This window comes from Paenibacillus sp. MY03 (genome assembly GCF_002165585.1).
Classification (GTDB): Bacteria; Bacillota; Bacilli; order Paenibacillales; family Paenibacillaceae; genus Pristimantibacillus; species Pristimantibacillus agaridevorans.
Window position 1 is genome coordinate 10,586 of the sequence record NZ_MXQD01000003.1, and the last position, 14,118, is coordinate 24,703.

Consider the following 14,118-nt stretch of genomic DNA (forward strand, 5'->3'; position numbering starts at 1 on the left):
TTCATTAATGGTTATCGCATGTTTATTGTTTACCTATCCGAGTTTGGTCGCAGCGCAGAAATCGGAATTGGAAAATCATTGGGCACAACGGGCAATGACAAAATGGATTGATAAGGGGATCATCCGAGGAGATTCCAAACAGCAGTATAAGCCTGATCAACCAATGACCAGAGCGGAATTAGCCAGCTTTATCGTACGCATATTGAACTTGAAAGAAACGAGCAATAAGGAATTTGCCGATGTATCCCCCAATGCCTGGTATGCTTCCGATTTTTCGAAGGCGCATGCTGCCGGACTAATATTGGGCGATGACAGCGGACACGCAAGGCCGCTGGATTACATTAGCCGCGAGGAAGCCGCGGTCATTTATTCCCGAGTATTCCAGCTGCAAGCAAGCGACAAATCTCCATCTCAGAAGTTTGCCGATGCTGCGCTTATTGCCGATTGGAGTCGTGAAGCGGTACAGGCCATGCAAGAGAACGGCTTTATTAAGGGGAAGGGCGGAAATAAATTCGACCCCAAGGGTCGCTTAACCCGTGCGGAAGCCTTTCAAATCTTCGATAATGTCGTTGATGAAATCATTAGCGATGGTGGTGCCTACTCAGGAGATTACCAAAAAAGCGTCATCATTAATGGCAATCATGTTGTTCTTTCTAACATGAAAATAAAAGGCGATCTCTATCTTACGGTTGGAGTCGATGCCGGTGTCGTTACACTGGACGGGGTCGAGGTAGAAGGAAATATTATCATCAACGGCGGTGGGCTTGAAGGCATATCTATTGCCAATTCTAAAATTAAAGGCAAGGTTATCGTAAACAAGGAACAAATGAAAGTCGTTGCAGATAACAGTGTCATTCACACCCTGGATGTGGTGAAACCCGCAAACATCAGCTTAAATAACTCCAAGGTGGACGAAATGGTTCTCGGCAACAAGGGAACAGGGAGCGAACTCCATCTCGATAAGCAATCCAGGGTGGGGCAATTTATCGCACAAGCTTCAATAACCATTACAGGAGCCAATGGGATAGACAATGCCGATATTCAAGCTGGCGGAGTGGTGATGGATAATCAACCCGGCAAGATCATGATTGCTCCGGGTATAAGCGTGAAGATTGCGGGTAAGAACGTAACGGCTCAAGACTTGACGAGTCATCCGGGATCGACTGCCCCTGGCGGGGGGAGCACCAATCCAACAAATCCAACCGATCCAACCGATCCAATGCTAAGTCAGCAGTTAATAGAAGAGGATAGTCCGAAACAGCGTCGTTGGATGAGTGTGCCGCAGAGCAGGATTGTCGTCAATCCTTTCGATTTTCATCTGCCGGATCCGACGACACAGGTTCATAATAGCAATAGCCCAATCCTTCCCCTGAATATTGGCTTTCTGAGCCCTTGGCCAACGAATTACAAGGGGTATACCTTGGATACCGTAATGGGAATCTTCGATAAGTCGAATACGGATCAGACTGTTGACAGCATATGGTCGGCAAGCTTTAACGATCCGGACAAATGGAGAATTAGCGAGTTCGAATATCCCGAGGATGCCGTTGTTGACTTCAATTCGGATTTTATACAATTGAATGTAAAAAACGATGCAACCTTTCCTTGGCAGTTTCTAACAAGTGAATCGATAGCCATAGATTTAGATAAGAAACCATTACTGCAGCTTCATACAGAAACGACGGGAGCTTGGGCCATTAAGATCTACGACTTGAGCAAAGGCGACCGTGGAGATGAACGGGTATTACGCGCGGAGAGCTCAGCTGACGGAACGGAAACGATTGATATTGCCAAGATGGTTCCGGACTGGACAGGCGAGAAGGATGTATTGCTGCGCATATTCCAGGTGGGCAAGGGCAGCTATCTCAAAATAGATACGTTGGAGATTGTCGAGATTCAATCGACATTAGCGGAAGCGAGCGACTATACGACAACATGGGCGCCGCATGAGCTAACCTTCGGGGCGGACTACAATAGCGGTCTGCAATTGGAAGGGTCAGACTTCTTCTATGACGAGAACACGGTTGTTCGGACCATTAAAGCAAATCGAAACGGTACTAGCAATTCCATCTCTTTGTTTGGGCAATACAAAGGGGATATCCAATGGAATGAAGATATAAATACCTTATACGTATCAACGGGGACAACCTTGCAGGATCAGCAGTATGCGATTTCCTTCGGGCAACAGCCTTCTAACGGTATTCGATATTTCGAAAGTTATGCGGATATGCTGATTGACAACGGCTCATCGCAACCCCATGGCAAAGGGTACTGGCTGATGGATTTCGAACTTCATACGTTGCCGCCTGGCGGATTATCCGCAGCATTCAGCATTGGAACGCCAGCGGATAGCAAGGTTAGTATTATGGAAGCCGTTCGCAATCCATTCGAGAACAACGATCGTGATCTTAAATTTAAGGAACGATTGGATAATTGGAATCAATATCTCGCCAAAGTACCTAAACCGGGTAAGTTCGAACTGGAACATGTTGATCCGCAAGGCGTCACATTCGAACAGATTGAACAGGAATATTACAAGGCTTGGGTGTTTACGGCTTCGAACATTTTGGCTGCTGCTCCCGAAGTCGACTTTAACTATCCGCAAATCGTGACAGGGAAGGCTTCGCTCTGGGGGCATGGCGATCAAAAAGCGGCGTATTCCGCTTCGTGGGAAAGCTTGCTGTCGATTCAACAGTATGCATACATTGACGTCGAACTGGCATGGGATGCGTTTAAAGGGATGATGTCCCTGGTGGATGACGACGGACTTATGGCAGGGGAAAGCTTACCTTCCAGAAAAGCTCAAACAGCGCTCATCCTGTATAATATATCCAAGGATGCGGATTCTTTGGAAGAGATTTACCCCGCTTTAGAGCGGTATCTCTTGTGGAGAATCGATCATCTTCGTTGGATTATGCCCGGCGTCGACAATCCGGATGTCATTGACGCGGAATTTGCCGTCTCTGCACTTAAGGATATCGAATTCGCAATCGAGATTTCTCGCATATTAGGGTATATCGACAAGATTGACTTCTGGGAAGATAGATATAAGGAGTTATACAAAACATATACGACTACCTTTTGGAAGGATGGAGTGCCTTACCAATATTACAATTTGGTAAATGGCGAATTCACGCCGGGCAATCCGCTTTGGACCTCCACGGGTATGTATATTACCGATTTAGACCCGACTTTGCGTGAAAGTTTATATAATCGGTTGAAAGCGAATATGAAACCGGAAGAACCATTTGCAGGGTTGTTTATCCCGAAGCATCCGGATGTTGGTTATTTGACATACGGCTTGATTGACAACGGTTTAATAGAAGACGCAAAAATGATTATTGAAACCATGATAAGGGATGTGACCAAAGCCCATTTCTTCGCCGAACAGTATTCGGTACCGGGAGTGCCATATCCGCAAGGCGTACGTCCATCCTCTTTTGGAGCTACTATGCTCGTTGATAACGTGCTTCAGCGTAACGGATATCGTATGGATATGGGCAAACCGATGTTTACGAACTTGTTTGAGGCCGACGGTGAAGTATCCAATATTTTATTGGATGGATTGACGCTTAACTACAAACTGGACGCTTCCAAGAAGAAAATCAATTTGTCGGGATCTTGGATGGGCGGCACATCTGCGATTATTGATGCGCCTGATCATAAGCCCGTTCATTTGCCGGCAATAACGGAATCTCCGCTCAAGGATCAAATCATTGGAGTTGGCGAACAAGTGAAGCTCCAATTGCAAGACGGGGTATCCTATTATGTTGCGAGCAGCAAAAAAACGACAGCAGCAGTCGAGTTGGTTGACAACGTACTCACTGTGACAGGCCTCTCTGCCGGAAACGCTGTTATTACGGTTGTTTCCAGTCGAAATGGCTATTCGGATACAATCCGTACATTCGATGTGGGTGTTTCCGCAGCCAAAGGATGGCAACATGAAGAGGCAGGTTTGAATGCATGGACTTGGGATCACGGGAAGTTAAACGTGAACGGAGCCGGTGGAAAGCTTCAGCTTGACGTGCTGCAGGACCATTATATCGAAACGGTAATTGAAGCCGATTCCGGTACGGTACAACTGCTAAAGCTCGCTGTTGCGGAGGCTAGCGCTCATTGGGGTGTCAGCTTGATCAACGAAAGCAATGAAGAAATGGTTGTAAGAGAGAGCGGTTATGGAACAGGCGACTACCTCTATGATTTGGAAGCATTGACGGGCTGGACGGGTCAGCAGACGTTCAAGCTGCGGATCTACGCTTCGCAGTTCGGCGGACGGGTAATATTCGATACGTTGAAGCTGATGAGCAAGCCCGAGATCACGATGCAAAGCATTGCCGACTACGAAGTAGAGGCTTATACGGATACCATGATTCCGCTACGGACAACCCCGGGGCTTGTCAGCTATGCATTGACCTCGGAACATCCGGAGATCGCCAATGCTCAGATGGTGGGGAATCAGTTGAAGCTGCAAGCGCTAAGCGAAGGGACGACAACGATAACCATTCAATTAAAGAGAGAATTTTATGGGGATCGGAGTCTCTCCTTTCAGGTGAACGTCAGCATCCCGGATGTCACTGTTGCCGATATTGCGCCACAGTATGTTTCGGTCGATGCGAGCAAGCGTGTGCAAGTTGTTGCGGTTCCGGACAACGTAACGATTGTTCCGGTATCTAGCGATAGCGCTATCGTTCAGGCAAACGTGCAAGACGGGGAATTGTCGATCATAGGTGTATCCGAAGGCAATGCGACGATTTCGTTAACGTTGTCGAAGACGGGCTATCAGTCCGCAACGAAGACATTTCCAGTCACGGTATTCGCCAAAGGCTTAGGCTGGCAGGCGGACTTTACAGACTTGCAGCGGTGGAATTCCGGATATTCCTCGAACCCGGGCGGCCTTGATGTCGTGCAATTGGATGGCGGAGCGGGCGGCGTTAAACTAACCGTGACCGATCAGGCGAATCCGACCTGGCAACCGTTCTACACAAAAATAAAGGTAAACGTGGATGAAACGCCGATTCTGCAAATTCGGGCCTCCAACGCAACAAAAAATTGGACGGTAAAAATCGGGACCAGCGAATTCGGAGATGAGCAGGCCTTGAAAGGGGAGGACGGATCGGAAGGCATATTCAACTACAATCTGAAACAGTATGGACAAATGAATAGTTGGACCGGGGAGCAGGAATTTTTCGTCAAGATTTATCTTGTCGGCGGGTCGAGCGCTTCCATTACGATCGATCAACTGCGCATGGTTAGCCAGACCTATCTCGACAACAACGCGTCAGCAATTACAGTTGGCGATATATTGCCGCAGTATGTTTCGGTCGATGCGAGCAAACGAGTGCAGGTTGCGGCTGTTCCAGAAAACGTAACGATTGTTCCGGTATCTAGCGACAGCGCTATCGTTCAGGCAAACGTACAAGCCGGGGAATTGTTGATCAGCGGCATATCCGAGGGAGAAGCGAATGTTACGTTGACGTTGTCCAAGGCGGGGTTTCCTTCGGTGACGAAGACGTTCCCGGTGACGGTGCTTGCTGAAGGTTTAGGCTGGCAAGCGGACTTCACAGACTTGCAGCAGTGGGAATACGGATATTCCTTCAATCCAGGAGGTATTAAAGTCGAACAGATAAACGGCGGAGCGGATGGCATTCGATTAACGACAACAGATTTGGCCAATCCGGCATGGCAACATTTCTACACGAAAGTTAAAGTAAAAGTGAATGTGGATGAAACGCCGATTCTGCAGATTCGTACCTCCGCAGCAGTGAACAACTGGACGGTAAAAATCGAAAACTTGGACATTGGAGTTGATCAGGCCCTGAAGCCGGAGGACGGATCAGCTGGTACTTTCAACTACAAGCTGACTACTTACGGACCAATGTTAGGCTGGACCGGGGAGAAGGAGTTCATCATTAAAATATTTGTCATCGGCGAGCCGGGCGCTTCCATTACGATCAATCAAATGCGTATCGTCAGTCAAAGCTTCATTGACGGACAAGTATAACAGGTACACCTAACAGTCAGCGGTGATGTCGCAATTACTGAGATGTGTGTTTTGCGACTCGCTGCTGACTGTGTTTTTCATCTGCCGAGGGTGATTGAACGGGATGAAATCTTAATCTACAGGGAGGAGCATGAAATGATGCGGAAAACCAAAAAGTCGGGTCTGTATTTCCTGGTATTCGCGATTCTTGTAACATTGCTCGAAAGTTCCTTTGGATCTATGAAAGCTCATGCTGCACTGATTGGTAATGTGGAGATGGCGGGAGACGCTGCTTTTAACAGCGACAGTATTGCGGACAGCAGCGCTCAACAACCCCGCTGGCTTAGTTATCCGGGCAGCCGCCTATCTTTGAACGCCAACATGGGGGACTCATCAACGCCACCGGGGGCATTGGATGGAGAATTAGCGGCTCATTTGGGCGGATGGTTTAAATCATCCACTTTCAAATGGCCTTCCGTAGTGAATACAAGATTGGTAGCTACCGGAACGAACGGAAACCCGGCCGGCACCGTTCAATCTACTTGGTATCCTTACAAAATCGATTTTAATGCGACTTACTCCGGCTTGGTCAACCAATCCTTAAGCGGCTACGATTTTTTTGTGGATGACAATGGCACATTTGTCCGTTATCTCCAAAATAATTCGGGCGTCCCCAATGATGTTCTGGTAAGAGGGACGATCACCGGCTCGGGCGGCGCACAATGGGACGGCACCAACCGTGTCCTGCTTGTATCGGAAGCCAACTATTATTATGCCGTTCATTTTGTTGGCCTGACTGCGGATACAACCCCGGTAGCGTTAAATGAGGTCCCTGTTCTTGGAGCATCTACATGGAGCTTTAGAAAACATTTTAATTCAGGCGGGAGAATGGCGGTTAGCATAGGCGTTGCCTCCTCATCCGAAGGCAGTACCGTAGCCATCTCTCGCGCTAAAGATGTGTTTGCCCTTAAAGTAACCGATCGATTAACGGCTGCCAAAGCCTATATGGACACGCAACTCCGGAAAGCGCCGCTGCCTTCTGTCTGGGGATTCTCCACGGTTAACCCCTATGGGGTAACCGCTCAGCAGCATCGCGATAGCTATTACAAGGCCTGGACGTTTTATTTGCAAAATTATATGAAAGCGCTACCGGAAAATGCTGCCTCTTTCCCCTATCCGCAAATGATGACGGGCAAGCCTTCATTATGGAATTTCGGCGAACCGCGCAATCCGGGATCGGCGCAATGGGAGAGCCTGTTCGGTTACCAGTTTCTATCTTACATGATGCCTGCAGAAGCATGGAACGCCTATTTGGGCTTAATGAGTCTGGTCGATTCCAACGGAGCGCTTGCAGGAGAATCTTTGCCGACTCGAAAAGCTCAGACAGCATGGATGCTTTATAAAAATACTAACGATTTGAACAAACTGCAGACCGTATACCCTAATCTTAAACGGCATCTCGATTGGGCCGAGGATCACCCGTACTGGTTTATGGAGGGGGTCAATACTCCGCCTACGTCCAGGGATTTGGATTTCGTCGCCTCGTGGCTTTTCGATGTAGATTTTGCTATAAAAATAGCCAACGAACTAGGGATATCAGCCGACATCGCGATGTGGCAAGCCAAAAAACAATCGATGATTGCAAATATGGAGGCTTGGTTCTTCGCAGAGCCTCAGCAAATCTATCAATATTATGATACGATAACGGGGCCGGTCAGCCTTGGGGGCGACTATATTAAAATTAGCGCGCTTGCGGTTAATGGCTTGTCATCCAATCCTTTGTCCAAATTAAAAGATTATTTTATAAGCATTCATAATCCAAGCGGGCAAATGAGCGGCTTTGGCGCAATGAAATATCCAAACGCATCTTTAACCATTTATGGTCTGTTGAATTATAGCGGTCACAAGCAAGCGAAGGAATTTATCGAAGCCAATTTGCGCGATGCGATACGCGCCCCGGATTTTGCGGAGATGCTTCTTCCTGGCAGTTCGAATAATCCGACCGTCGGCGGCGTTCGGCCGAGTCTGTTTATGGCAAGCGCGGTTATTGAATTTACCTGGTTGTTGAACGGCGTTCGCATTGATTCCGGGTCGGCGACGAACTTTGCTTTTAACTCATCCGCCTTCTCTATGCCAAATGTTCCGAATGTTATGCCTACTGTGGAAGATTTCAAAAATGTGGAAGACTGGACCGAACGTGTAAATTCAGGCATGTATGCGATCAATGGAGCAGGTACGATATTCAACTATTCCGCAAACAATCTCAACTACGGATATGGGGCCAAGCAAGTTACCTATGATGTAGACGCATTCTCTCAAATGACGATCAAGGTGGATAAAGTGCAAGGCGGTTGGGCGTTAAAAGTTAATGATGGCGGAGTCGATATTGACTTGCAAACTTCCACATCCCAGGTCGGAGAGTTCACGTATGACTTGAAGGCGATCACGGGGTGGTCCGGTACGAAGACATTTAAAGTCAAGTTGTTTGCTGTTAATGGTTGGGTAAAGGCCGATACGATCCATGCCATCCCTGCAACAGTACTGGAGGATTTTAATAATGTATCGGACTGGACGAATCCATTCAATGCATCCATCTCTACAACTTCGGGGGTAGCTACAGTATTTGCTGCTGTCGGTCCTTATGGTTCTGTAAGGAAAAACGTAACTGTCAATCTAACGGATTCGCCGTTCTTGCAGATTACCGTACCCCAGGCTTCGACTGGGACCCAATGGGCATTAAAAGTGAACAAAGGTTCTGGGGATATCAACGTGCAGACGGACACCTCTCAAACCGGAACCTTTACCTATGACCTTAGGGCTATTACGGGTTGGGGCGGCAAACAAACCTTTGATATTTTGTTATATGTCGTAGGTCCAACAGGGTCGAGTTTTAAAGTCGATCTACTATCGAGCCCTGCCTACACACTGGAGGATTTCAGCAATGTCTCGGATTGGCCGATCCGTAACAATGCCATTGCAAGCTCTTCAAACGGTCTTACAACCCTTTCTGCCGTAAGTGGTCCTAACGGAAATATGATCAGAGCGGTGGAATACGATTTAAATCGATACCCTATTTTAATTGTTCAAGTTCCGACTCTGACCAATGGCGCTAAATGGGCCTTAAAAGTCAATGACGGAACCGGTGACAAAGTCATTCAAGCGGATACACTGGAGACTGGGACTTTTAGATACAACATCCCAGCCCTTACAGGGTGGAGCTCAGAGAAGAAATTTGATATCGTCCTGTTTGAAATCGGCGGAGCGGGAACATCTATGGTAGTCGATGAAATGAGGATTTCGAACGCCCTGTAATGTTAAGCGTAGTCCCGTTCAGTTGAACGGGACTGTTCGATCATTTACAGAAGCGACTCCACGCCGTCAATATAAATCGCCGTGCCGGATATATGGCTGGACTCGTCCGAAGCCAGAAACAGCACGAGATCGGCGACTTGCTCCGGCTTGCCGGGTCCATGTTCCAGCGGCTGATTGCCCTCCGGATACTTTACGGGAATTTTAATTTCCTCCACCTCGGGCGTCGTATGCGTGTTCTCGCCGATATTGGTTTCGATGGCGCCGGGACAGATGGCGTTGACGCGAATGCCGTATTGCGCAAGCTCCAACGCCGCCATCTTGGCGAAAGCGACCTGGCCGGCCTTGGAGGAGCTGTAAGCGGACATGCCGAAGCCGGTAAACTTGCGGCTGCCGTTGATGGAGCTGGTAATGACGATGCTGCCGCCGTTCTCCTTCATATGGGGAATGGCATATTTGGCGGCTAGAAACGTTCCCTTAAGATTAATGCCAAGCGTCGTATCCCAGTCCTCGGGCTCCATGTGTTCGATCGGCGCCAGCGTTCCGTTTACGCCCGCGTTTGCGAACAGGATGTCGATGCGCCCGTACTTGTCGGCCGCCTGCTTAAGCGCCCGTTCGACGCGAGCGGGATCGGATACGTCCGTATCGGCAAAGAAGGCTTCGCCGCCATGCTCTTGAATTTCCTTTTCGACCTCCTGGCTTCTCCCGTCGACAAGATCGACCAGCACGACCTTTGCTCCTTGTTCCGCAAGCCTCAACGCGGCTGCCCGGCCAATGCCGGATCCAGCTCCCGTAACGACCGCTACTTTACCTGCTACTCTTCCTTCGTTTTTCTTGTCCAACATGATACTATCGCTCCTTCCAGAATTGTCGTTCTAATCTTTCCATAACCGCCTGGCGGCTATTCCGAATCTTTTGATATTCGAATATAGCCGTATGCCGGGGATTCAGGGCTCGTTGGCAGAGAATGGTTGGCCGGCATCGATGCCCGTATTGGTTAGACGTACGTGCACGTTAATTTCGAATTTTGCTTGCTTGAAACGTTCCCCCCAATTTTGCTGCAAACTCTTCCAACGGCTGTTATGCCAGCGGTGGAGATGCGCGCCTGCGCCAAGGACATCAGCCTCCTTCTCTTGCAAGTAAGCTGCCGTCGAGGCAAGCCGCTTCTCCAGCTTTCCGGCGATTTTGTCGGTAAAACGGCTAACGTCATCCTCTGTTTTGATATGGGTGCAGGCAAGCTCCTTGACGCTTCCCGACACCTGCACGCCAACATGTACCGTCAACTGGTCATTGATCAGCCGAGGTTTGATGGTGCTGCGGAGAGATCCGATCTTAAACGCTTCGCTTCCCTGACCGTTGTTTTTGTCTTCGCCGCAGGGGATATTGACGAAACCGTTACGATAATGATTCATCAGCATGAGCAGGAATGGAGTCTTCGAGACCGGCACGATGTCAATCAGCTTGCCCTCGGGGAATCGGAACAGTGCCAAGGTTGGCGTATGGGGTAAGGCGCCTGCTCCGGTGAAAGGAAGATAAGGAAGAACGAACGTCACTTCCCGCTGCTTCGCAAGGATGCTAAGCTCCCTGAGGCTTACGGATATCGACATTCCCGTAAGAATTTGGGCCGTCTCGATACTGGAGGCCAACTGCTTGCCGACGTTGTTTTCCACGAGAGGCCTGGCATTCAGGTGTGAACTTGCATCGCCCTTGGCGATCACAATCGTCAAGGTGCTCTTCGGTTCGTTGGAGCGGGAGAAAAAATCCAGCACCTCGCCAATGTTCCGATCCCTCGCGAAAGCTTCGCTAATAATCAAGGTCTCCATATGGCTCCACTGCAGCTTCCGGCCGATTTCATTGCTCGCCATCAGCGAGGCGCCATAGACGGTGTCATTGTCGCTAGAGATGTTGAAGAACGATGACCCGGTGGAAGGGGACATGCTGGATGCCTCCGTAGAACCGGGCTTGTAGATCTGGCTGGTGAGACGCAGCCGCCCGTCCTTGGACAGATCGACGGAGGCTGCCTGCACGAATGCCCAATTGTTGATCTCCAGCTTGTCCCAGCATCCGGAAAGGAGAAAGGAAATCATGCAGAGGCAGCAAGCGGTTTTCCATCCTTTTCCTTTGCTATGAGACGGCATGGGAGCTCCTCCTTATTCGAGGTTGTATCTGGCGTTTGACGCTTCTGCAAGCGATGTTAGGGATGCGGACGTCTGCCTCCTAACCGGAGCAGCTTGCGATTGCGCGGCGATCGCAGAAAGACCTTGAGCGGCACCCTGACGAACAGATCGCGCCAATCTCTGGGCTTGAACGGCGCAATCGACGTTAAATAAGGCTCGCCAAGCGAATGTAGGCTGGTGAGATGCAGCAGCGTCAACAGGAAAACGACCATCAGCCCGTAACCGCCTAGCAGACTGGCCGCGATCATGTACGGAAAACGCAAGAGGCGCAGGGAGATCGCCAGATCGTAATGCGGGATCGCGAAGGAGGCGATGCCCGTCAGCGCCACGACGATCACCATGATCGGCGAGGCGATCTTTGCCATAATGGCCGCTTGTCCGATGACCAGCGCTCCCACGATGCTGACGGCAGATCCGACCGTCCTTGGCAGCCGGATGCCGGCTTCGCGGAGAAGCTCGAAGGAGGCTTCCATGATGAGCGCTTCGAAGAAGGCGGGAAACGGGATACCCTCGCGGGAATCTACGATCGCCAGGAGCAGCACGGTCGGGATCAGCTCCGGGTGGAAGGTAGACAGCGCAATATAGAGACTGGGCAGCGTCAAAGCGATGATAAACGCGAGCAGACGCAGCATTCGGATAAACGAGGAAAAGATGGATCGTACGTAGTAATCCTCCGCCGTCCCCATAAAATCCACCAGAAACGCCGGACAAATCATGATCATCGGCGAATTTTCCACGAGCACGATAATTTTGCCATCCAGCACGGCCGCGGCGGCCGTGTCGGTCCGCTCCGTATAACGGACCTGCGGGAACGGAGACAACGTCGATTCTTGAATCCAATCATCGATGTAGGAGGTCTCCAGTACTTCATAATCAGTGATGGATTCGACTCGCCGCCTGAATTCCGCAAGCACGTCGGGGTTTACGACCTCGTCCAGATAGCCGAAGCAGATCGCGCTCTTCGTGACTGCGCCGGATTGCAGGAATTCGAACTTAAACGCCGGATTGCGGATGCGGCTCCTGAGCAAGGTCAAATTCAGGGACAAGTCTTCCGTCGTGCCTTCCCGGGGGCCATGCACTGCAGGTTCGTTGACAGGCTCCGTAATTTGCCTTCTTGCTGCCGATTCCGTCGGGAATCCTAACGCTTGATTTACTTGGTCGAACAAAATGACAATGAAGCCGTGCATGACAGACTCGTACACGTTTTCGAATGATTCCAGCAGCGAGAACGGCTGAAGGGAGGCATTATTAACCTGCAAGCATCGGCGCAGCTTTTCCGGCGTCATGCTATTCCAGTCTTCGCTCTCGTATCCAGGGATTTTTTCCAAAGCACGCTGGAGGAGGTGGCTGGAGTAGTCGGCGAGCGATGAGCAATAGACGGACACGGCCTGGAACGCGAACCCGTCGCCATAATTCCATTGTTGGAAGTGTACGTCCCCGCAGCGGGAAAAAACGCCTTCAAGCTTCTCTCGGTTAAATGTAATGTCGTCATGAAGAGCGTTAGTCTTGCGACTGTCCGTAGTCAAGAAGTATCGCCTCGTTCCGCTTGAAGATATCGTCGATGCTTGATCCACGTAATCAAGGTAAATAGGAGAATAAGTCCGCCGCCCACGACAATGACCGTGAACGGCCAAATCGTATAGACTTGCTCCTGAAAGTCGGCAGGACTTTGAAACATTGTGGCCGATAAGAAGATGCAGGTCACCGAGAGGGGATACATCAATACATGATCGTCCTTTAGGTTAAAGAGCTGGATGAGACATTGGTAGATAATGAAGAGCAGAAGCGTTGCTTTCATATAAGAACCCAAAATAAGCGCAATGCCGATAATGGCTTCCATTCGCTGAAACAGCTCGACGATGTGAATCTCGATTGAGAGGCGGTATAGCGAATAATTGAAGTAACCGGCCGCCGGACCGAATGCCATAATGGTGCAAATCGTCGGCACGATCAGCATCAGCGCGGAAAAGGAATAGGATGCGTACAGTGCTTTGCTTATGGATTGTCCGGCTTGAAGCCGTACAAACGGCAGGAGCATCGCGAATATTACGATCTCCCCAAACGGGAAACCGGCCGAGATGAACAAACCATGAAGCATGGGCTTGATGCCGTTCTCGAATAACGGAAGAAGCATGGCCGGTTGATAGATGGGGATGGCAAGTATCATGACCAGCAGAGAGAAAAAGAGCATCAGCCACAGCAGCAAAAAAAACATGCGGGCCATAACGCGAATGCCTGAACGCGCCGTCAGCGCGGATAGCAACATGCCGATCGTATGGAAAATATACGAAGGGGTCCGCTTCATCATCACGCTCGTGAAAAAATCGCCGATGCTCGCATTAACGGCGCATGCGGCAAAAAAAAGCATCAAGATATAAAGGAGTCCGACGGGATAGGTAGCCGTCCGTCCGATCAGTTTGCGGCTATATGCGATTACGCTCGCTCCATCGTGCCTGTTGTGAAGGTACAGGACGCAAGTCAACATGATGATGCCGAAGCCGTAAGCGAGCGTCATCGAAATCCACGCATCATTGCCGGCCGCGGCCGTAAGAGGATTGGGAATAAACACGATGGCGGAACCGATCACGTAGCAGCATAACAGACCTGCCAGCTGCCTTAAGTTGATGGTGGACCGATCGGACGACATAGCTA

At 49.8% G+C, this 14,118-nt stretch carries 6 protein-coding genes; 2 read left to right on the plus strand and 4 right to left on the minus strand.

Annotated elements, in window-relative coordinates; all coding sequences use genetic code 11:
• Positions 1-7: 7 nt before the first annotated feature.
• Positions 8-6,001 carry an S-layer homology domain-containing protein gene (locus tag B1748_RS37205; RefSeq protein WP_256975496.1) on the plus strand — a complete coding sequence of 1,998 codons (5,994 nt, stop codon included), beginning with the start codon at positions 8-10 and terminating at the stop codon, positions 5,999-6,001.
• A gap of 135 nt (positions 6,002-6,136) precedes the next feature.
• Complete coding sequence (locus B1748_RS02565; RefSeq protein WP_087566312.1) at positions 6,137-9,292, plus strand: hypothetical protein; 3,156 nt, start codon at positions 6,137-6,139, stop codon at positions 9,290-9,292.
• A 44-nt stretch (positions 9,293-9,336) separates the two neighbouring features.
• Here the strand turns inward: B1748_RS02565 and B1748_RS02570 are convergent, their stop codons facing one another.
• From B1748_RS02570 to B1748_RS02585, 4 genes are all read right to left on the minus strand, one after another.
• Positions 9,337-10,134, minus strand: coding sequence for an SDR family oxidoreductase (locus B1748_RS02570; RefSeq protein WP_087566313.1), 798 nt, complete (start codon positions 10,132-10,134; stop codon positions 9,337-9,339).
• Between the two features lie 102 nt (positions 10,135-10,236).
• Positions 10,237-11,427, minus strand: coding sequence for a Ger(x)C family spore germination protein (locus B1748_RS02575; RefSeq protein ID WP_087566314.1), 1,191 nt, complete (start codon positions 11,425-11,427; stop codon positions 10,237-10,239).
• A 56-nt stretch (positions 11,428-11,483) separates the two neighbouring features.
• Positions 11,484-12,992 (minus strand): spore germination protein, encoded by a 1,509-nt coding sequence (locus B1748_RS02580; protein WP_087566315.1) that lies wholly within the window; start codon positions 12,990-12,992, stop codon positions 11,484-11,486.
• Entirely contained in the window at positions 12,989-14,113 is a 1,125-nt protein-coding gene (locus tag B1748_RS02585; RefSeq protein ID WP_179215340.1) for a GerAB/ArcD/ProY family transporter, read from the minus strand. The genes B1748_RS02580 and B1748_RS02585 overlap by 4 nt, the downstream gene beginning before the upstream one ends.
• Positions 14,114-14,118: the final 5 nt, after the last annotated feature.

Coding starts and splice junctions, on each gene's coding strand:
- B1748_RS37205 (WP_256975496.1), top strand. CDS start 8: ATGGTTATCGCATGTTTATTGTTTACCTATCCGAGTTTGGTCGCAGCG.
- B1748_RS02565 (WP_087566312.1), top strand. CDS start 6,137: ATGATGCGGAAAACCAAAAAGTCGGGTCTGTATTTCCTGGTATTCGCG.
- B1748_RS02570 (WP_087566313.1), bottom strand. CDS start 10,134: ATGTTGGACAAGAAAAACGAAGGAAGAGTAGCAGGTAAAGTAGCGGTC.
- B1748_RS02575 (WP_087566314.1), bottom strand. CDS start 11,427: ATGCCGTCTCATAGCAAAGGAAAAGGATGGAAAACCGCTTGCTGCCTC.
- B1748_RS02585 (WP_179215340.1), bottom strand. CDS start 14,113: ATGTCGTCCGATCGGTCCACCATCAACTTAAGGCAGCTGGCAGGTCTG.